Source organism: Acinetobacter sp. YH1901134, from assembly GCF_013416965.1.
Classification (GTDB): domain Bacteria; phylum Pseudomonadota; class Gammaproteobacteria; order Pseudomonadales; family Moraxellaceae; genus Acinetobacter; species Acinetobacter amyesii.
Window position 1 is genome coordinate 1 of sequence record NZ_VPEW01000008.1, and the last position, 19950, is coordinate 19950.

Below are 19950 nucleotides of genomic sequence, written 5' to 3' on the forward strand. Positions count from 1 at the left end.
TATTTAAGATGCAAACTTTTAAATGGACAGCTTTTAAAGCTGAGAAAACTATTTGCATATTGATGCGGGGTGGAGCAGTCTGGTAGCTCGTCGGGCTCATAACCCGAAGGTCGTTGGTTCAAATCCAGCTCCCGCTACCAATCAATTCTATTTTTAAGATGCAAACTTTTAAATGGACAGCTTTTAAAGCTGAGAAAACTATTTGCATATTGATGCGGGGTGGAGCAGTCTGGTAGCTCGTCGGGCTCATAACCCGAAGGTCGTTGGTTCAAATCCAGCCCCCGCTACCAATCTTATATAGCACACAATCTATATAAGCAGTTTATCTGAAAGTCATTGTGATGTTGATGCGGGATGGAGCAGTCTGGTAGCTCGTCGGGCTCATAACCCGAAGGTCGTTGGTTCAAATCCAGCTCCCGCTACCAATCCTCTGAGATGCAACTCAGTAGGGCAATTCTTCAGGTTGTTTTAGATTGAAAATGACCAAGAAATTGTATATAATTTTTGCATGTTGATGCGGGATGGAGCAGTCTGGTAGCTCGTCGGGCTCATAACCCGAAGGTCGTTGGTTCAAATCCAGCTCCCGCTACCAAGTTTCTAAAAGAGGCTCACAACTAGGTGGGCCTTTTTGCACAGTGGACTATGGTTTTCTGTGTAATAATGGGGCGATTTACGCCCTTTTTTATTGGCTATCGTGTAGTGTCGACAGTATTTTGGTCAAACCGTCATGTTTCACTACTACTATAGTTTCGCATTGGTCTGTAGTGGTCATTTCGACCATCGAATCGCACAAATTTGACGAGAGTAAATGAAGCTATCAAATAAAACTCAAGCACTTCAGGACTTAATTGCCCCAGCGGTGCAAGCATGTGATGTAGAACTTTGGGGGATTGATTTCCAACCTCAAGGAAAACGTTCACTGTTACGTATTTATATCGACCGTGAAGTTGATGAAAATGCAGAACCTGTCATCAATGAAGATGGCGAAGTTGAGCAAGGCCGTGGTATCGGCGTGCAGGACTGTGTTCGTGTCACTCAGCAAGTGGGTGCGATGTTGGATGTACATGATCCAATTTCAGGCGAATATGCATTAGAAGTGTCATCTCCAGGTTGGGATCGTCAGTTCTTTAAATTGGAACAAATGACGGCATACATTGGTCAGCAAGTCGCTTTGCGTTTGATCAGTGCTGTAGATAATCGTCGTAAATTCCAAGCCAAACTTGTTAACGTAGACCTTGAGAACGAAATGATTCAGGTTGAAGTTGAAAAGCAACAAGTGTTGGATATTGACAGCCACAATATTGATAAAGCAAATCTGGTTTTCCAAGATTAATTTAATAAATAAGAATCTGAACGAATAGGTGACTTATGGCTCGTGAAATTCTTACCGTAGTAGAAACGGTTAGTAACGAAAAAGGTGTAAGTCGTGATGCAATTTTTGAAGCGCTTGAACAAGCTTTAGTTGCAGCGACTAAGAAGAAATTCTACGAGGGAACTCACTCGGAAGAAGCTCGTCTACGTGTAGAAATCGACCGTCGTACTGGTGATTACCGTACTTTCCGTCAATGGGAAGTGGTGGCCGACGAAGATCACGAAATGCCAGCATGCCAAGATGCGATCTCTGATGTAGATCCTGCAAAATGGGCAATTGGGGATATCCGTGAACTTGAAGTTGAGTCGATTGATTTCGGTCGTATTGCGGCACAAATTGCGAAACAAGTGATTGTTCAAAAAATTCGTGAAGCAGAGCGTGCGCTAATTGCAGATGCTTACGAATCTAAAGTTGGTGAACTCATCTACGGTGAAGTGAAAAAACAAACCAAAGATGGCTTTATCATTGATTTAGGTGACAATGCAGAAGCATATCTTGCGCGTGAAGAAATGATCGCTAAAGAAATTCTACGTCCTAAACAACGTGTAAACGCGATTTTGTTTAACGTAAACCGTGAAGGCCGTGGTGCTCAGTTATTACTTTCTCGTTCTAAACCAGAAATGCTTATTGCATTGATGAAGAAAGAAATTCCTGAAATTGCTGAAGAAATCATTGAGATTAAGGCTGCTGCACGCCAACCTGGCGTTCGTGCTAAAATCGCTGTGAAAACAAACGATCACCGTATTGATCCTGTAGGTGCATGTATTGGTATGCGTGGTACACGTATCCAAGCAGTTCAATCGGAGTTAAATGGTGAGCGTATTGATGTAGTCGTTTGGTCTGATGACGCTGCACAATACATTGCAAGTGCTCTAGAGCCTGCTGATGTATCAGGTATCGTGATTGATGAAGAAGAACGTACTGCAGATATTATTTTTGCAACGAGTGATCAGTTAGCACGTGCAATTGGCTCTCAAGGTCAAAACGTACGCTTAGCATCTGAATTGACTGGTTACAAGCTCAATATGATGCTTGAAGAAGAATATCACGCACGCCAACAAAACGAAGCGCAACAATATTTAGATATGTTTGTTACACGTCTAGATATTGATGAAGACTTAGCGATGGCGTTAGTTGAAATGGGTTTCACATCATTAGAAGAAATCGCGTATGTTCCTGCGGAAACATTCGATGAGATCCAACTTGATGCTGAAACTGTTGAAATGCTACAAGGTCGTGCAAAAGAAATTGCATTGGCTGATGCATTGAAGCAACAAGAAAACATCCAAGAGCCAAGTGAAGAGCTTGCTGCAATGGAAGGCGTGACTAAAGAAATCGCATATGCGCTTGCCGCTCGCGGTGTGGTAACTGTAGATGATCTTGCAGATCAAGCCACTGACGATATCTCTGATATCGAAGGTTTAGGTGCGGAAAAAGCAGGTCAACTTATTATGAAAGCGCGCGAATCATGGTTTAACTAGGAGGTAATATATGACGGACAAGTCGATTAAGGAGTTAGCTCTCAGCGTGGGTCGTCCAGTTGAGAAGCTACTGGAACAGGTTCGTGATGCGGGTTTACCACAAACTAAACCTGACGATATTATCTCCACTGAACAACAAAATGCCCTCGTTAACCATTTGAAAAAAGTTCATGGTCAGGATGCGGGCAATGCAGGACAAATCACGTTGAAACGTAAAACTACCAGTACTGCTAAAGTGGCGAGTACATCGGGCAAGGCAAAAACGATTAATGTAGAAGTTCGTAAGAAACATACATTTGTTAAACCGGATCCTGAGCAAATTAAAGCTGAAGCATTAGCGAAAGCACAAGCTGACCAACAAGCACGTAAACAGGAACCTAAGGTTGAAGCGAAAGCTGAAGAACCGAAGCAACAACCAGTATCTAAAGCGAAACAAGCTTTAGAAGCAATGCGCGCTGCTGCGAAGCAAGAACATGCGAAGCAAGAAACACCGAAAGCTGCGGTTGTTGTAAAACGTAAGTCAAACAACAAGCCAATTACAAAACCTGTTGAAACTCTAGAACAGAAAAAAGCACGTGAAGCTCAAGCAGCACAATTGAAAGCTGTAGAAGAAGCGGCGCGTCGTAAAGCCGCTGAAGAAGCGCAACAACGTACGCTTGAGCAAATGCGTCAAATGGCGTCTAAGTATTCTAACGAAGATACTACTGCGACCATTCGTGTTGTAGATGATTCTCCGCTTGCTGCCGGCCTTGTAGGTCAGGCATATGAAGATTCATTTGCGAAAGAAGACCGTGAAATTAAACGTGGTACCAATACCAACAATTCACGTTCACCTAAAAAAGGTGGTCGTCGTGGCGAAGAGCAATCTTTCCGTGATAACTCACATAAACGTGGTTTAAAAACAAGTCAAGCGAACAAGCATGGCTTTGAAAAACCAGTTAAAAAACAAGTTTATGATGTTGAAATTGGTGAAACGATTGTTGTTGCTGACTTGGCTGCGAAAATGGCGGTTAAAGTTCGCGAAGTTATCAAATCACTCATGAAAATGGGGGAATTGGTTACTCAAAACCAAGCGATTGATCAAGAAATTGCAGCACTTGTTGTTGAAGAAATGGGTCACAATCCAGTACTTGTTTCGGATACACAAGCAGAAGACAACTTACTTGAAGCAGCTGAAGAAGCGCGTGGTGTCCAAACCACTCGTCCGCCAGTTGTGACAATTATGGGTCACGTTGACCATGGTAAAACATCACTTCTTGACCGTATTCGTCGCTCTAAAGTGGCTGCAGGTGAAGCAGGTGGTATCACACAGCATATTGGTGCTTACCATGTGAAAACTGAAAAAGGTATTATTACTTTCTTAGATACACCGGGACACGCAGCATTTACTGCAATGCGTTCACGTGGTGCGAAATCTACAGATATCGTAGTTTTGGTTGTTGCAGCAGATGATGGTGTTATGCCACAAACTGCGGAAGCGATTGACCATGCACGTGCAGCAGGTACGCCAATTATTGTTGCTATCAACAAAATGGATAAAGAGTCTGCTGATCCAGATCGCGTATTGAATGAGTTGACGACGAAAGAAATTGTACCTGAGCAATGGGGCGGTGACGTTCCAGTGGCAATGGTTTCTGCGCACACCGGTGCAGGTATCGACGAACTTCTTGACTTGATCTCAATTCAAGCCGAACTTCTTGAGCTTAAAGCATCTGAAGAGGGTGCAGCACAAGGTGTTGTAATTGAAGCACGTGTAGACAAAGGGCGTGGTGCGGTAACATCGATTCTTGTTCAAAACGGTACATTGAAAGTGGGTGACCTTGTTCTTGCAGGTTCGTCATACGGTCGTGTACGTGCGATGACAGATGAAAATGGTCAACGTATTAAATCTGCTGGTCCTTCGATTCCTGTGGAAATCTTGGGTCTACCAGAAGCGCCAATGGCGGGTGATGAAGTTCTTGTTGTAAATGACGAGAAAAAAGCACGTGAAGTTGCTGATGCGCGTATGGATCGTGAACGTCAAAAACGTCTTGAGCGTCAATCTGCGATGCGTCTTGAAAATATCATGGCGTCTATGGGCAAGAAAGATGTGCCTATTGTCAACGTGGTATTGAAAACAGACGTACGTGGTACTTTGGAAGCATTACACGTTGCACTTGCTGAACTTGCAACTGATGAAGTAAAAGTACGTATTATTGGTTCAGGTGTTGGTGCGATCACTGAGTCTGACGTAACACTTGCTGAATCTTCAGAAGCGGTTCTTCTCGGCTTTAACGTACGTGCTGATAATACTGCACGTCAAAAAGCTGATGCTGATGGTATCGACATTCGTTACTACTCGATCATCTATCAATTAATTGATGATGTGAAAGATGCGATGAGCGGTAAATTGGCGCCTGAACACCGTGAAACAATTCTGGGTGTTGCTGAAGTACGTGAAGTGTTCCACTCAAGTAAATTCGGTGCTGCTGCAGGTTGTATGGTACTTGAAGGTACATTACACCGTAATAAACCGATTCGCGTATTACGTGATGACGTGGTGGTATTCCAAGGCGAGCTTGAATCTCTTCGTCGCTACAAAGATGTGGTTGAAGAAGTTCGTGCCGGTATGGAATGTGGTCTTGCGGTGAAAGGCTATAAAGACATCAAAGCACAAGATAAGATTGAAGTGTACGATGTTCAATTAATTAAACGGAGTCTTTAATGGCGGGTAGTCAACGTCTGAAGCGTATGGCGGATACAGTACAACGTGAGTTGTCAGAACTGATCCGTCAGGAGCTGAAAGATCCACGCTTAGGTGGTCTCGTGACCATCTCTGCCGTGAAGGTGAGCCCAGACTTAGGATATGCCGAAGTTTATGTGACTGTAATGGGTCGTGAGCTAGGCGATGAGCAAAGTGAAGCCGCAAATAAAGAGACTTTAGATGTCTTGAATAAAGCATCTGGTTTCTTGCGTCATGAACTAAGCCGTCGTATCAAAACACGTATTACGCCACGTTTGCGTTTCCATTACGACAAAACAAATGCTTATGGCAACTATATGTTTGGTCTAATTGCGGAAGCAGTCAAGGACTTACCTCCTACTGACGAAGCAAAAAAAGATGATGAATAATTCAGTTTGCTGAATGAAAAAAGCCACCTTTGGGTGGCTTTTTTATGTTTGAATAACGGTAATTTAAAAACTCAATCACTTTAAAATTATAATATGCCAATGAAAGACAGGTCGAACATGATATTTAATCCGCCAATCTGTAAAATAATGAATTGAAAAAAATAATCCTTTTGAGTAGCGCATTATTTATTACTATGCCAAGTTGGGCATGTTTAAATACCTATGTAGAAGATTTTTATACATCTGATTCACAAAAAGAAAATCAACGCGAAGAACATCATGACGAGAAATTGAATAACTTTGTATCAAGGCATCCTAGCCCAATAGACTATCAGGCAGAAAATGATTATGCCGTACATCAGATCTACGCAGGCCGTTACGATTTAGCCATTAAAGTTTTACGTGCAATTGGAAATTGAGCATCCAAGTTTACCGAAGACGGCAGTGAATTTAGGCACAGCTTATGAGTTGATCGGCAATATTAAACTGGCCAAAAATTGGATTGCAGAAGGTATGAAGCGTGATCCATCGATACATCTTGGCAGTGAATGGATTCATCTGAATATTTTAACAGCCAAAGAAAAAGTGCGACAGCAAAATATTTTCATGAATATCTATTGTTGAATGTATATTATGTAACAGGCTATGTTCCTGATGGACATTGGAAGGATCAGCGGAAACCCACAACAGCGGAATACGATGCCATACGAGAACAGGTCAGCTTACAAATCAGTGAGCGGAAGAATTTTGTTTCAAGACAGGATGCCGTGATGGCACAGCTGTTTTATGAATTGGCGAATCTTGAGATGAGCCAGAATCAGCCTGGCTGGTATAACAATTTTCAAAGTAGTTTTGAGACTAACTTACTGATTGATTTAGCTAGGCAGTATGGTTTAAAAAAAACACCTTATAACCAAAAACGTTTGCAATATATGGCTCAAGGGAATGTAATTGAGAAATTATGGATGAAAATTAAAGACTTTTGGGCTATAAGGGATAATCAAACTGGATCTAGATTTAATCCAGATCCTCCGGTTTTGAATGGAGTTTAGAGTGAAATGCACGGCGCCGAGTTCGCTGCCAAGGAAGAGGGCGATTAAGCGCTTCTGGTGCATCACCACTCATCGAGCGCAGTCGTAAATGTAATGCCGCTTGTGCCATGAGGTTTGCAGAAACCGGTGCAGTGATAAAAGCAAAAAGCGTGATCAGGATTTCTGCAAATCCAAAACGGCCTTGAAATGCTGCATAAATAATTGCAGCAATTAGAAAACTTCCTAAACCTAAGGTGCTTGATTTAGTCGGTGCGTGCAGTCGCATAAATAAGTCAGGTAGGCGAACCATGCCAATACCGCCGACCAACATGAAAAAAGCGCCAATCACCAAAAAAATCGAGACCAAAATTTCCATGACTAATTGCATATTAAAGGACTCCTAGTCGATGACATGTCCAGTGGTGAAATAGCGTGCTAAAGCGGCTGTAGATACAAACCCAAGCATGGCAACCAATAAAGCCCCTTCAAACATTGATGTACTTGCCCAATAAATACCTAAAATGACGATTAAGCAGGTGGCATTTAAGAACAAAGTATCTAAAGCAAGTAGTCGGTCCACAACTGAGGGTCCCATCACCAAGCGGATGAGGCACAGTAACATCGAGATCGTCACCGCAACTAAACAAATGCCAAGCGCATAAGGTAAAATTGTCATGCAGAATCTCCTGTATCAGCGCCAAAAATAAGGATGAGAGGGCGCTCATAGCGCTCTTTAATGGTTTGAATTTCTGCTTCAGGATCATCCGTGCTCAGAGCATGGACCAAAATATCACCACGGTCTTGGTCAATTCCGGCAGACACCGTACCGGGCGTCGTGGTGATGATCATCGCAAGCAGAGAATTGACTTCTTCATGCTGTGTATCGAGAGGAACACGAAACCATTTCGGATGCAATTTATGTGTCGGACCAAGGACGAGTTTTGCAACATGGATATTACTGACAATAATATCCCATAACACCACAAAGAATAATTTACATGCTGCTAGCCAGTTGATATTGGGTGTTCGATCAATAAAAGGGCGAACCATTCGCGGAATAACAATTGCTAAAACCAAGGCCATGCATAGTGTGGCTGCATCTAAACTGTGCGCTAACATCACCCAGCTCAGACCAACCATGACTGATACCAATGGATGCGGAAACCAGCGATTGAAGAAAGATATTGTCGCCATGTTAAGGCACCTCCATTGGTTTCAGCTGGGTCTCTTCAGGCAATTTTTCTTCTTGTTGCTGTCCCTGAATTTGGCGTCGCTTATATTCAGAAATATGTTCGCCATTTAGGGTTTCAGGCGCAATCAATGCAGGGATGAGGTGTGCATTTGGATCCGCTGATTCGCCACCATATTTGGTTTCAGGTAAATTTTCAGGATCATAAGGTTGAACACTGATAATTTGACCTTCTTTATCCTTTTTCAATAGCAACGATTCATATAATGGGTTGTCTTGAATTTGCTGCGCAGTCTTGTAGGTATAGTCATAGATTGGTGCAGCAAAGACCATATATCCCACAAGCGCTGTTAATAGTAGATAAATGGTCTTGTCATTGCGTAGCGGAGCCTTATTCGGCAAAGCCTGATAACGTTGATATTCTTCAGTATCAATATCATCTTCTGGACGAGATGAACGCCAGAAAAGTACAAAACCAGCGCGGGTAAATGCCATGATACTGAGTAAACTCACCAACAAAACAATTAAAATAATCATGATTTGGTAAGGTGAATTGGCTGTTGCTTGTAAGATAAATACTTTACCCAAAAAGCCGCTAAATGGTGGTAGACCAGCCATCATCAACGCAATGATAAAATAGCAGACAGCAACTGTATTATGCTGTTTCATGCGGGGCGCAAGTTTAAAATGATCTTTAAATTCGCCGCGTTGTGAGGTAATCCAACCCGATAGAATATAAAAAGCTGCACCAATAATGGTACTGTGAATCAGGTAATAAAGTCCTGCAGCCCATGCATCCATATTAAAGAGTGAAATCGCAACCAATATTGTGCCGATAGAAGACAAAATCATAAAACCGACAAAACGACGTAAACGATCCGTTCCGATTGCACCATAAGCACCATAGAGCGACGTCACTAAACCAATCGGTAACAGCCACTGTTGTAAGATTTCACGGCTAATCCCATCGTCAAACACAGTGCCATTAACACGGAGAATGGCATAGATGCCGACCTTGGTCATGATGGTGAACAAGGCTGCGACAGGAGTGGTTGCCACAGCATAGGTCTTTGGTAACCAGAAACCTACAGGCAGCATTGCTGCCTTGATGCCAAAGACGGTAAACAGTAACAATGCACCAGCTACAGCAATACGATGTTGATCGGCTTCAAGCAAAGGCATCAGTCGTGCAACATCTGCCATATTTAAGCTACCTACACTGCCATAAATCATCCCGAGTCCGATCAGGAAGAGGGCAGAGGCAAATAGGTTAATGGTGACGTAATGAATCCCCAATTGAAAACGTGCTTTGCCTTGGCCGTGTAAGAGCAAAACGTACGATGCCATCAACAGGATTTCAAAGAAGACAAATAGGTTAAATAAATCGCCTGTCAGGAACGCACCACACAAACCCATCAGTAAGAAATGGCACATGGCATGGAAATAACGACCACGCTCATCCCATTCTTTGCTGGCAAACCACATCACTGGCACAGCAAGACCATAAGTCAGCACCAACATGAATGCTGAGAGTCGATCTAGAACTAAGACAATACCAAACGGTGCGGCCCATTCACTCAGGTTATAAACCAAGACTTGGCCAGAGCTGGCGATCATCAAATAACTGATAGATGTGATCAGCCCAAGGATGCCAGAAACATAGCTGATTCCACGACGCCAAGGTTGTCGCCAGTCATGTGCCAACGAGCCAGAGCCGGGGTTGCCCAACAGGACTAAAATAAATGCAGTAATTGCAGGAATTAAAATACTGAAAATCGGGCTGTGGGTAGTCCAAAATTGGATGAAATCATGCATTATGGCTCATCCTCCCGCGGGTCAATTTGCGGTATTTCTTCTTTGGAGTCCACATGATCTGTTCCGGTTTCATAGCGGCTACGCAGAGCCAATTGTACGATAAAGGCAGTGGTCGCAAAGCCAATCACAATGGCGGTTAGGACCAAGGCTTGTGGTAAAGGATCGGTCGCTTTGGTTGTTTCCGTTAACACAGCCGGTGCGTTGATATGAATACGCCCCATGACAAATAAAAATAAGTTGACGGCATAGCCAATCATGGCTAAACCCAGCACGACAGGAAAGGTACGTGCCCGCAAAATCAGGTATACCCCTGTTGCGGTCAGTAAGCCAATGGCTGAAGCGAGTAAAAATTCTAAACTAATCATCTTATTCGCCTCTTGGAACTGGACCAGACATACTCGAGTGACGCGAGTCGCCTAAGACGGAAATCATTAACATCGTCGCGCCCACCACGGTGATGTAGACACCTGTGTCGAAGAGGGCAGCGGAGGCAAGGTGCATTTCACCTAAAATGGGTGGTGAGACATAGATATGAGCACTGGTCAGGAATGGGCGGCCCCATAGCCAAGCAGCGATCCCTGTCAAACCCGCAATGGTTAAACCAATACCAATCCACACTTCATATAAGCGACCTGATTTTGCACCAATCAATTGTTCGGCACGGTCTTGACCGAGCGCGATATATTGAATCACTAAGGCTAAAGAGGTAATTAAACCTGCAATAAATCCACCGCCAGGTAAGTTATGACCCCGTAGGAAAATATACAGACTGATCACCAAGGCCAAAGGCAAAATCCAAGATGAGGTAATACGGAACATCAGTGGCGACGGATTAAAACGATAGGTCAGACCTTGCGTAATGGTGGTGCCATGAGCACGCATACCATCCATCATGCATAGCGTACCAATTGCAGCAATTCCCAGTACGGTAATTTCACCAAAGGTATCGAAACCACGGAAGTCCACCAAGATCACGTTGACCACATTGGTACCACCACCAAGTGGGATAGACTGCTGCATGAAGAACCATGAAATGGAATTGTGATCACGGGTCATGATCAACCATGAAATCCATGCAATCCCTAGACCTGCAATAATCGCAATCAATGCATCTCGCCAACGACGTGACACGCTCGACTCATAAGGGGTGAGCTGTGGTAATAACGATAGGCTCATGAGTAAGAGCACGGTGGTCACCACGTCAACAGTAATCTGCGTTAACGCCAAATCGGGAGCGGAGAAACAGATAAATACCATGGTCACAACTAGACCGACTGCACCACTGATGAGGACGGCTTTAATACGTTCATGGTGGAACCAAAGCATCATCCAACATGCAGAGAATAATAATAGCCACAGAACGATCGCGATGACCGGAGCATGTACCAGTTCACGACTGCCTGTGCCGATGCCTTGCAGCCAAAATGGAACGATGACGATGGCTACACTAAAGATTAAAATCCACAATACATAGCTTTGTAATTTGCCATTTTCAGTAAAGCGACGGAATTTTCTTGAGCTGAGTAAAAGATATTTTAAAAATAAGTCGAACAGCACTTTACCTTGCAAACGACCCAAAAATGGATCTAAGTCGATCCGCCGTAATTTGCCGCCCTTTGCCAATGCGAAGTAGAAAATTAAACCACCCAATAGTGCTATTACACTCATCAAAAGCGGTGCATTTAAACCATGCCAAATCGCTAAATGTGTACCTTCAAACACAGGGTTTTGAATACTCTCACGTGCTGTGCTGTTGACTATATGCTCAACCAATAGGGCAGGGAATAATCCAACTAAAATACATAAAGCAGCCAGTAATGTTGCTGGTGCGCGCATACCAAACGGTGGTTCATGTGCTTCTTTATTGGGAATTTCTTTCCCCAGTGGACCATCAAAAAACACCCCATGAACCAAACGTACTGAGTACGCGACAGCAAAGATACCGGCAAAAGTAGCGATGATAGCCGACACGATCATCACTGGCCCAGTCAGGTTGGCTAAAAGTTCAGTAAAGAACATCTCTTTAGAGAGGAAACCATTAGTTAATGGGACACCTGCCATAGAGGCCGCAGTGATCATGGTTAGCGTTGCGGTAAACGGAAGTAATTGCCATAAACCAGAGAGTTTTCGTAAATCACGTGTGCCTGATTCGTGGTCAATAATCCCCGCGATCATAAATAGGGCTGCTTTGAAGGTCGCATGGTTAATGATATGGAAAATGGCTGCCGCAACTGCAAGGGGAGAACCGATCCCCAATAAGCAAACGATCAGACCTAAATGGCTGATGGTGGAATAGGCCAAAAGCCCTTTTAAATCTTCTTTGAAAATGGCAAAGAATGCTGCCATACATAAGGTAAATAAGCCAATAAAGGTGACCAAGTTGTGATACAACGTAGCGCCTGCAAAAATCGGTAATAAGCGTGCAAGCAGGAAAATTCCGGCTTTCACCATCGTGGCAGAGTGTAAATAGGCCGAGACGGGGGTCGGTGCCGCCATAGCATTTGGCAACCAAAAATGGAAAGGGAACTGCGCACTTTTAGTAAATGCTCCCATTAATATTAATAGCAGTGTGGGTACAAAAAGCGAGTGCTGCTGAATTTGACTACTCATGGTTAGGATTTGATCAATCTGATAGGTGCCCGTGATTTGCGCCAACAGAACAAAACCACCCAGCATACATAAACCACCCATACCTGTAATGGTCAAAGCCATTCGAGAGCCACGCTGAGCTGCGTCGTAATTGCTCCAATAACCAACCAAAAGGAAAGATGAAATGCTGGTAAGTTCCCAGAAAATAAGCAATAAAATTAAATTATTAGACAATGAAATGCCGAGCATGGCAGCCATGAACAGCATCAATAAAACATACAGTTTACTGAGCGAATTCTTTGGACTTAAATAATAGTAGGCATAGATATAAATTAAGGTGCCGATCCCGGTAATGAGCAGGGAAAACAATAAGCCCAGTGCATCGAGACGGAAACTGAAATCAATGCCAACTTGAGTGAGCCATGGCCATGTTTGAATGATGGTTTTGCCATTAAATACATCTTGAGCCTGACTCAATAATAAAACTAAACTGCTGAGGCTGACGCCAATCGCCCCTAAAGCTGTTACCCCGCGAGAGAATTGCTTCAACCACGAGACAAGTGTTGTGCCTAGTATTAACGGTAACAATATAATAATCGGTAGCACACTCGTATCCATTGTCTTGATTAGGCGGTGAAACCTAGGTGTATTTCATCTTTCAAGGATTACAGGACAGCAAAGAGCAGTCCAAAAATTCAATCTTGAAAGCCATGTGTGTCAAAAAAAAATTAAAAACAAGCTGTGTTGCGCAACTCGTGAAGCGATAGCAATTTCCGATGTTACTATGAAAATTGCAAATAAAACCGATCATATTACATGCGTAAAACAACATCAATCTTTTTTATGAACCACTTACACATTATACGCCTGACGAAACTGTCTAGACATCTATTGCGGCCTTGTTGCTGAATATTTAAACATCGAGTCGGTGTATTATACTCAGCCAATCAGCCTCAGTATTTTTAACTCAGTGGTTGGATTGTAACGTCCTGATCACCTCGCTGTGATAAAGCCCTAACCAATTCTTGTTGCTGCTGCTCGGTTAGTTGTGTCTGAATTAATTGCAACATGTGTTGGATGGTATCCGGATGGTTCAGCGGCTCATTTAATTCAGTCTCTTCAGTTTTAGGTGGAAGCGATGGTTTAGATCCGAGTTGCAACTGCTGATAAATTTGATCATAGGTTTCTTGTAGTTTTTCAGGCTGAATTTCACTGAGCTTTTTATTCTGTAATTGTAAGCACTGAAAGCGAGAAGCCTGTTCCATCAGTTCAGGACGGTTGCCGCTGGCAATGATTTGGAGTCGTGGAAACGCTTGATTTAAACGGGTCAAAATCACTTGAGTCATGTTTTGATCGAGTTGGTGGTCTATGGCGTCGATCAATAAAATACCGTCACCTTCTTGGCAAGGATATAAGCTATGAGGATTGAGTAGACAGAGGCGACGTACAATATCACCAATTAAGGCCACAAGGTTGCGCACACTATTCGACAGCTGTTGAAATAACATGTCTTTGCCTTGATAGCAGACCATTAACTGTAATTTGGGGTGATATTGCAGATAAATATTGCTCACCTCGGGCAACACGGTCTCTAAAGCTTGTTTTAATGATCTGAGTGACGGCGCGTGTAGGTCGGCCTGAGCTTGTGCTAGTTTATGCCCAAAAAGAGGCGTGTCTGATGCGTTGGGTATATTCGCTTGGATTTTAGGATGTAATAAATTTTGAATTAATTCGGCACTTTGCGCATTTTCAATGTCGGATATTTCTCGAAACCACTCAAAAAAACGAATAAACGTGGTAAAGGGAATGGCCGATATTTCATAAGCATGCGAAGGCTGAAAAATAGCAGGATTATTTTTATTGAGAATATTCACATCGTTGACGAAACGTTCAGCAGGGTAATAGGCAATGAGTGGCAACCCTTGTAACGGATCGGCTTTGAGGGCTTTTTGATACAGCGCAACCATCGATTCTAATTGCTGTGTTTCGGCCTTACTGAGGCCGACGCCTTGACTGTTTAAGGTTTTATACAATTGCCATGAACAACATTGCGGGTCTTGGTCTTGTTGATCACTTGAAAGCTGAAATGAGCCAATCTCTTCGGGAAAACTGACTTGAATATCAAGTTTCGATTGCAAGCGATTTAACATGATGTCTTGATCGAGCATTACCACGCCTGCGGTACGTAAATCTTTATAGCGTGCAGCGAACCAAGTGAGGGCCTGATAACTAAAGCGTAGTAGGGAGGTTTTTCCAGAACTTTGATCACCCAAAATTAAAGTGATAGGCAGATCGTGGTAATTAAAATTGAGGGTGATATCAGTAAAATGAAGGGTGTGCTTGAGTTGGATCGATTGTAATTTCATGGTGCACCTTTTACTGATTTATTGTTTATTCACCTTTTTCATCATACTAGCTGACCGCTTGTGCCAAAGATTTGGGCATTTGACGTTTTAAGTGTTGCATCAAGTCATAAATATGATGGATATTTAAACTTACTTTAGCACGTGTGCAAGCCACGTAAAGTAACCGTAACTCTTCGTCACTAATTTTATAATCTTTATCGTTGAGCTTAAATTGGTAGTCATCTTCAATATGTACCCGATCCCATTCTAAACCTTTGGCTTTATGGGCGGTCGAGATGATGTAGTCGGCTTGATCAATCGGGGTGATTTTCGCCAGCGCCTTTTTCAGTGGGTCAGTACCGTGGTCATCGACCAACTTCACTAGCGGTTTAATATCGCTGCCGTCATTGGTTTCACAATATTCATGCACATCATGCCATGAGTTAAACCACGCAAGCTCTGGGACATCGACTACGCGTTTGCCTTGCTTGAGCATGGCTGCAGCATCTACAAAACGATTGAGTCGCGCATGATCTGCTTGCAGGCTAACTTTTTCGCCCTTAACCAAACCCGCCAATAACAGTTCCATCGCACGTGCATTGGTACGACATAAAATGGCATCGCGCATCTTGGTATGTGGTTTATTGACCACTTTAGAGTTGAGCTGCGGATTACCCAATAAAGGCACGGTTTCGTTCAATGCGCCCAGTAGAGCATTGGCGTTCAAGGCAATTTCTTCACCAAAACGGAAAGACGTGGTTAAACGGGATTCGGGTAAAGGGAGTTGCTGCATGGCATTGACTGCGCCACGCCATGCATAAATTTGTTGATGCGCATCGCCAACATAGATGACTTGGGTATTCCGCTGTTTCAGTAAAATCCCTAGCATTAGTGGGTCAGCATCCTGAGCTTCATCAAACAACACGTAGTCGGCAGGAATATTCGGTTCAGACAAAGCCCAAAGTTTTAAATAAATATCGTGTCCAATTCCTGCTGCATGGTTCGGATCAATCGACTCTAACCAACGACGTTCAATGGCAGGATACAAATGCTTTTGTAAGCTTTCGATATCGTCCGGATGCAGCCAACTCGGTGCTTGTAGATGTCGTGGGGCAGGGTACTGTGAACTGGTCGAACAGAAATAACTGACAGCGTTTGCCACCAGACTTGCCAAACGCGAAGGCATGAGTACATATTTTTCATAACGACCGCCCATCATACGACGTAAGGTGATCGGTTCTAGTCGATATTCTTTGGCAATAAAGCTCGGACTTAAACGTGGTAGACGCAGTTTGTCAGTCACTCCACGTGGAACACTACGATAAGCCAATGAGTGGAAGGTTCGACAGTCGACATTTTGATGAAAACGATTCTGTGCTTCGGTGGCAATGGCTTTGTTAAAGGCCAAGTACATGCCACGCCGCTGAGGCATGGCATCACTGATCATTTGCAGTGTGGTTGTTTTACCTGTGCCAGCATAGGCAATCACTTTAAATGATTTACCAAGACGTGCGTTATCTATGGCGGTGGCCTGCTCATAGGTCGCGGTCGGTTTTTTAAGATCTGGCACGGTTGCGTCTTAGTGCTGACGGTTGGCTTTTTCAACCAAACCGGAAAGGCCTTGACGACGAGCGAGTTCGTTAAGTACCAATTGAGGATCAATATCGAAATAACCCAACATCACAATGGTATGGAACCAAAGGTCTGCTACTTCGTAAATCAAATCGTTTTTGTTGTCTTCATTGGCTTCGATTTTGAAATCTTTAGCGGCAATGATGGTCTCAACACTTTCTTCACCGATTTTTTCTAAAATTTTATTCAGGCCTTTATGGTAAAGCTTTGCCACATAAGAGGACTCAGGATCAGCTTGTTTGCGTTCAGCCATCATTTTACCTAAGTAGTCGAGTACTTCGACTTGCTCAGATTGCGCATTGGATGCATTCATCGCAAGGGTATGCGGATTTGCTGATTTTACACCATAAATTGCAGCAGGATTTTTCAATTGCGCATCGACAATTTCCCAGCCATTGGCAGTAAGCTTGCGGTAGAAGCATGACTCACGGCCGGTATGGCAGGCAATGCCGCCATGCTGTTCAATTTGTAGCACAATCACGTCAGCATCACAGTCCAAACGGATTTCATGTACGGTTTGGAAATGGCCAGATTCTTCACCTTTATGCCATAACTTATTGCGTGAACGTGAAAAGTACACCGCTTGATTTTTTTCTGCAGTTTGCGCCAACGCTTCACGGTTCATCCATGCCACCATCAATACGCGCCCGCTTTGATGATGCTGTGCAATAGCAGGTACTAAGCCTTGTTCGTTAAATTTTACTTCATCGAGCCATTGCAGGTTGTTCATGAGGATTTCACCAATTCAAAAATCAAAAAATAAATGCCGCAGCATTTGAGCAGCACTATAGTGTAAGCCATCAAGAGAATGATGGGGAGTTAATTCTTAATCAAATTTTAAATTGCGCAGTTCAGCCGCAGAATCATCTGCAGGCTTTCGGGCAATGTCAGCATAATTCATTTGCCCAAATGCACCCGTTTTTAAGCCGGAAATTGTAATCGCCATTTCTTTGCGGAAAAACGGCAGCTGATACATAGCACGAAATGAAAAATCACGGAGCGGTGCTGTCCAGCGATGATGTGATTGATAAAAAGGAGTCAGCAAGCGACTAAAAAATTGGTAAAATCGCACGGAGGGCAACCGTAGCTGATGATACTCCTGCCAGAGGTTTTGCAGTGAGGAGTCCTGTTGATATTGAAGCAGAGCTTGACTGATGGCCCATGCATCGAGCAAAGCCATATTGGCGCCTTGTCCAAGCTGTGGACTCATGGCATGAGCAGCATCGCCTAATATGCCGATACGACCTTCACCAAGTTTGCTCAGCACCACATCCAGATGATCCGCAGCAATTGGCAGATAGCCATTGCTGCGGATCATCTGGATGTGGAATCACATGCGCTAACCATTCTGCAACACTCGGCCAGCGTTTTGAAACTTCAAGCAACCATTGCTGCTGTGCGTTCTTGGTTTTTAAGAATCCCTCTAAATCTTCTGTAGGCAGACTCCAGAAAATGCTCGAAAGTCGCTGTTCAGGCTGCGTTGGAATTGCTCCCGTTGGCATCACACCCATCATGATATTGGAACGGTCATAGAACTGATGCAAGATCTGCGGATTGAGTACTTCGCATTCAGGCACGATGATCCACTTCGCCCCCCAAGGATAAGCTTGGTTGAGCTTTTCCCACGCTTTAGGACGTAAATGGCTGCGTGCACCATTGGCAATCAGCACGAGATCAAACTGACGTTGAAAAGATTGATCTGCGGACTGCCCAATTACGTTTATACCCTCACTGGATTCTTGAAGTTCATGCACTTCATGCGCCATGCACCACTCAACGTGTTGAGGATATTCACGGACTTTGGATGCGAGGACATGACAGAGTGTGGCACGGTGAATGCCGAGTCCATATGAACGTTCATCGGCTTGTCGATAATGACTGTTAATCAGCAAGTCGCCGCCAGCCAGTTGACCTTCCAGACCTGTTACCACAGCACCTAGGCTTAAGGCATGTTCCAAAATGCCTAAATGTTCGAAAACCGCAAGCCCGGCGGGTTGTAATAATAATCCTGCGCCCACAGGTTCAAGTTGTGAGACTTTTTCATATAAGCAGATTTGATGGCCTTGATTAGCAAGCATTGCTGCAGCAGCCAATCCTGCCGTACCTGCACCGATGATGGCAATATTTTGAGTTTTCATTGTTATAAAAGTTGATTTTATCTCAGCCCAATGTAGCAAAGTTGCCGCATAAAACCCCATAAAAAAAGCCCTCAAAAGGGCTTTTTAAAGGGTGAGTCAGGTCTTACCAGTGTTCACCAGGGAATAGGCGAGCATATGCTTTTTGTACCCAATTGAGTTTTTCTTGCTTACCAATAGACGCTGAAGAGCTTGGGAACAGGTTATAACCAATCGACATGAGTTTATTGTTAATGTCAGGAGCAATGGAGTAGGTGATCGAAGCCAAACGGCCCAAATTGGTCGCCACTTTCTTCGGACGTTTCACGATGGCATAGGCAATCAGGTCGGTTGCTTGTTCTGGAGAAAGGGTTGGGACGTATTTATAAATTTTGGTTGGGGCGATCATTGGTGTGCGCACCAATGGCATATATACCGACGTGATGGCAATATTATGCGAGTGAACTTCAGCACTTAGGCAACGACTGAAAGCATCTAATGCGGCTTTAGACGCAACATATGCAGAGAAGCGTGTTGCATTGGCCAATACACCAATCGAACTGATGTTGATGATATGACCTTCACGACGAATCATCATTTTTGGCAACAGGTTCATGACCAAACGTACCGCGCCAAAATAGTTCAGCTGCATGGTGCGCTCAAAATCATGGAAACGATCGGTTGATTCATGCACGGCACGACGAATAGAACGGCCAGCGTTATTAATTAAGATATCAATATGATCGACGGAAGCGAGGATTTGTTGTGCCACAGCATCAATGGATTCCATATCATTGAGGTCACATGGGAAAACATCGGCTTTACCGCCAGTGGCTTCAATTTCAGCTTTTACGGCATCAAGAGTTTCTTTGGTACGTGCAACCAGTAGAACATGTGCGCCTGCATTGGCAAGGCGATGCGCTGTGGTTAAGCCAATACCACTCGATGCACCCGTGATTAAAATGGTTTTGCCGTTGACACGGTCAACGAAACGTTTCTCAAGTCTTGAATTCACGATGAGGTTCCCTGTTAAATCAGTTTTATTGTATTCATTTATCGGCCCGACAACGCTATGTGCAGGGCTGTTTTAAGTCAGCGGTATGATAGCGTTTTATTTAAAAAAAGCCATATGATAAGTAATTGATAATAAAAAAATATTTAGAGTTTTTACTCTAAATTAAAATCCCTATTTACTCAATTTTTAACACATAAATATGTGAAAGAGAAGTGCTTTTATCCACATCGTTGCAACGTAAAAAAGTCGATTTTCA

17 protein-coding genes, 4 tRNA genes and 1 pseudogene are annotated in these 19950 nt (G+C 43.6%); 11 read left to right on the top strand and 11 right to left on the bottom strand.

Going from position 1 to position 19950, the window contains the following annotated elements:
* The first annotated feature begins 63 nt into the window (after positions 1 to 63).
* From FTV50_RS09395 to FTV50_RS09445, 11 genes are all read left to right on the top strand, one after another.
* Positions 64 to 140: transfer RNA gene (locus tag FTV50_RS09395), tRNA-Met, on the top strand.
* Positions 141 to 213: 73 nt separating this feature from the next.
* A tRNA-Met gene (locus FTV50_RS09400) sits at positions 214 to 290 on the top strand.
* 58 nt (positions 291 to 348) lie between these two features.
* Positions 349 to 425, top strand: a tRNA-Met gene (locus FTV50_RS09405).
* 90 nt (positions 426 to 515) lie between these two features.
* Positions 516 to 592 (top strand) — tRNA-Met (locus tag FTV50_RS09410).
* 216 nt (positions 593 to 808) lie between these two features.
* Positions 809 to 1333 carry a ribosome maturation factor RimP gene (gene rimP / locus FTV50_RS09415; protein WP_078192559.1) on the top strand — a complete coding sequence of 175 codons (525 nt, stop codon included), beginning with the start codon at positions 809 to 811 and terminating at the stop codon, positions 1331 to 1333.
* A gap of 35 nt (positions 1334 to 1368) precedes the next feature.
* On the top strand, positions 1369 to 2853 hold the full coding sequence (gene nusA, locus FTV50_RS09420; RefSeq protein ID WP_180024265.1) for a transcription termination factor NusA: 1485 nt from the start codon (positions 1369 to 1371) through the stop codon (positions 2851 to 2853).
* 10 nt (positions 2854 to 2863) lie between these two features.
* Entirely contained in the window at positions 2864 to 5557 is a 2694-nt protein-coding gene (infB, locus tag FTV50_RS09425; RefSeq protein ID WP_078192557.1) for a translation initiation factor IF-2, read from the top strand.
* Positions 5557 to 5964, top strand: coding sequence for a ribosome-binding factor A (locus tag FTV50_RS09430; protein WP_078189413.1), 408 nt, complete (start codon positions 5557 to 5559; stop codon positions 5962 to 5964). The genes infB and FTV50_RS09430 overlap by 1 nt, the downstream gene beginning before the upstream one ends.
* 170 nt (positions 5965 to 6134) lie before the next feature.
* Positions 6135 to 6383: a hypothetical protein gene (locus FTV50_RS09435; RefSeq protein ID WP_180024266.1), complete on the top strand. Its 249-nt coding sequence runs from the start codon at positions 6135 to 6137 to the stop codon at positions 6381 to 6383.
* Positions 6367 to 6588: a hypothetical protein gene (locus FTV50_RS09440; RefSeq protein WP_180024267.1), complete on the top strand. Its 222-nt coding sequence runs from the start codon at positions 6367 to 6369 to the stop codon at positions 6586 to 6588. The genes FTV50_RS09435 and FTV50_RS09440 overlap by 17 nt, the downstream gene beginning before the upstream one ends.
* Positions 6513 to 7016, top strand: coding sequence for a hypothetical protein (locus FTV50_RS09445; protein ID WP_180024268.1), 504 nt, complete (start codon positions 6513 to 6515; stop codon positions 7014 to 7016). Before FTV50_RS09440 ends, FTV50_RS09445 begins: the two co-directional genes overlap by 76 nt.
* Here the strand turns inward: FTV50_RS09445 and FTV50_RS09450 are convergent.
* The 11 genes and pseudogenes from FTV50_RS09450 to FTV50_RS09500 all read right to left on the bottom strand — a co-directional run bounded on the left by FTV50_RS09450 (position 6982) and on the right by FTV50_RS09500 (position 19694).
* On the bottom strand, positions 6982 to 7383 hold the full coding sequence (locus tag FTV50_RS09450; protein ID WP_180024269.1) for a Na+/H+ antiporter subunit G: 402 nt from the start codon (positions 7381 to 7383) through the stop codon (positions 6982 to 6984). The genes FTV50_RS09445 and FTV50_RS09450 overlap by 35 nt on opposite strands.
* A gap of 12 nt (positions 7384 to 7395) precedes the next feature.
* Positions 7396 to 7671, bottom strand: a complete 276-nt coding sequence (locus tag FTV50_RS09455; protein WP_078192553.1) for a monovalent cation/H+ antiporter subunit F — start codon at positions 7669 to 7671, stop codon at positions 7396 to 7398.
* Positions 7668 to 8189, bottom strand: a complete 522-nt coding sequence (locus FTV50_RS09460) for a Na+/H+ antiporter subunit E (RefSeq protein ID WP_180024270.1) — start codon at positions 8187 to 8189, stop codon at positions 7668 to 7670. Before FTV50_RS09460 ends, FTV50_RS09455 begins: the two co-directional genes overlap by 4 nt.
* A 1-nt stretch (position 8190) precedes the next feature.
* A complete protein-coding gene (locus FTV50_RS09465) occupies positions 8191 to 9999 on the bottom strand; it encodes a monovalent cation/H+ antiporter subunit D (protein WP_180024271.1) in 1809 nt (602 codons plus the stop codon).
* The gene (locus FTV50_RS09470) at positions 9999 to 10364 is read right to left on the bottom strand and encodes a Na+/H+ antiporter subunit C (protein ID WP_078192550.1); all 366 of its coding nucleotides are present in this window, start codon (positions 10362 to 10364) and stop codon (positions 9999 to 10001) included. The genes FTV50_RS09465 and FTV50_RS09470 overlap by 1 nt, the downstream gene beginning before the upstream one ends.
* Before the next feature lies 1 nt (position 10365).
* Complete coding sequence (locus tag FTV50_RS09475; RefSeq protein ID WP_180024272.1) at positions 10366 to 13206, bottom strand: monovalent cation/H+ antiporter subunit A; 2841 nt, start codon at positions 13204 to 13206, stop codon at positions 10366 to 10368.
* A gap of 344 nt (positions 13207 to 13550) precedes the next feature.
* On the bottom strand, positions 13551 to 14954 hold the full coding sequence (locus FTV50_RS09480; protein ID WP_180024273.1) for an ATP-binding protein: 1404 nt from the start codon (positions 14952 to 14954) through the stop codon (positions 13551 to 13553).
* 46 nt (positions 14955 to 15000) lie between these two features.
* Positions 15001 to 16503: a UvrD-helicase domain-containing protein gene (locus FTV50_RS09485; protein WP_111884125.1), complete on the bottom strand. Its 1503-nt coding sequence runs from the start codon at positions 16501 to 16503 to the stop codon at positions 15001 to 15003.
* A gap of 9 nt (positions 16504 to 16512) precedes the next feature.
* On the bottom strand, positions 16513 to 17295 hold the full coding sequence (gene hisIE / locus FTV50_RS09490; RefSeq protein ID WP_180024274.1) for a bifunctional phosphoribosyl-AMP cyclohydrolase/phosphoribosyl-ATP diphosphatase HisIE: 783 nt from the start codon (positions 17293 to 17295) through the stop codon (positions 16513 to 16515).
* Positions 17296 to 17391: 96 nt separating this feature from the next.
* Positions 17392 to 18703, bottom strand: a pseudogene (locus FTV50_RS09495) (FAD-dependent oxidoreductase).
* 103 nt (positions 18704 to 18806) lie between these two features.
* A complete protein-coding gene (locus FTV50_RS09500; protein ID WP_180024275.1) occupies positions 18807 to 19694 on the bottom strand; it encodes an SDR family NAD(P)-dependent oxidoreductase in 888 nt (295 codons plus the stop codon).
* Positions 19695 to 19950: the final 256 nt, after the last annotated feature.

What these genes read in the sequence shown, in the direction of transcription:
- FTV50_RS09470 (WP_078192550.1), bottom strand. Translation starts at nt 10,364, where the DNA reads ATGATTAGTTTAGAATTTTTACTCGCTTCAGCCATTGGCTTACTGACC.
- FTV50_RS09465 (WP_180024271.1), bottom strand. Translation starts at nt 9,999, where the DNA reads ATGCATGATTTCATCCAATTTTGGACTACCCACAGCCCGATTTTCAGT.
- FTV50_RS09460 (WP_180024270.1), bottom strand. Translation starts at nt 8,189, where the DNA reads ATGGCGACAATATCTTTCTTCAATCGCTGGTTTCCGCATCCATTGGTA.
- FTV50_RS09445 (WP_180024268.1), top strand. Translation starts at nt 6,513, where the DNA reads ATGGATTCATCTGAATATTTTAACAGCCAAAGAAAAAGTGCGACAGCA.
- nusA (WP_180024265.1), top strand. Translation starts at nt 1,369, where the DNA reads ATGGCTCGTGAAATTCTTACCGTAGTAGAAACGGTTAGTAACGAAAAA.
- rimP (WP_078192559.1), top strand. Translation starts at nt 809, where the DNA reads ATGAAGCTATCAAATAAAACTCAAGCACTTCAGGACTTAATTGCCCCA.
- hisIE (WP_180024274.1), bottom strand. Translation starts at nt 17,295, where the DNA reads ATGAACAACCTGCAATGGCTCGATGAAGTAAAATTTAACGAACAAGGC.
- FTV50_RS09455 (WP_078192553.1), bottom strand. Translation starts at nt 7,671, where the DNA reads ATGACAATTTTACCTTATGCGCTTGGCATTTGTTTAGTTGCGGTGACG.
- FTV50_RS09480 (WP_180024273.1), bottom strand. Translation starts at nt 14,954, where the DNA reads ATGAAATTACAATCGATCCAACTCAAGCACACCCTTCATTTTACTGAT.
- FTV50_RS09430 (WP_078189413.1), top strand. Translation starts at nt 5,557, where the DNA reads ATGGCGGGTAGTCAACGTCTGAAGCGTATGGCGGATACAGTACAACGT.
- infB (WP_078192557.1), top strand. Translation starts at nt 2,864, where the DNA reads ATGACGGACAAGTCGATTAAGGAGTTAGCTCTCAGCGTGGGTCGTCCA.
- FTV50_RS09475 (WP_180024272.1), bottom strand. Translation starts at nt 13,206, where the DNA reads ATGGATACGAGTGTGCTACCGATTATTATATTGTTACCGTTAATACTA.
- FTV50_RS09450 (WP_180024269.1), bottom strand. Translation starts at nt 7,383, where the DNA reads ATGCAATTAGTCATGGAAATTTTGGTCTCGATTTTTTTGGTGATTGGC.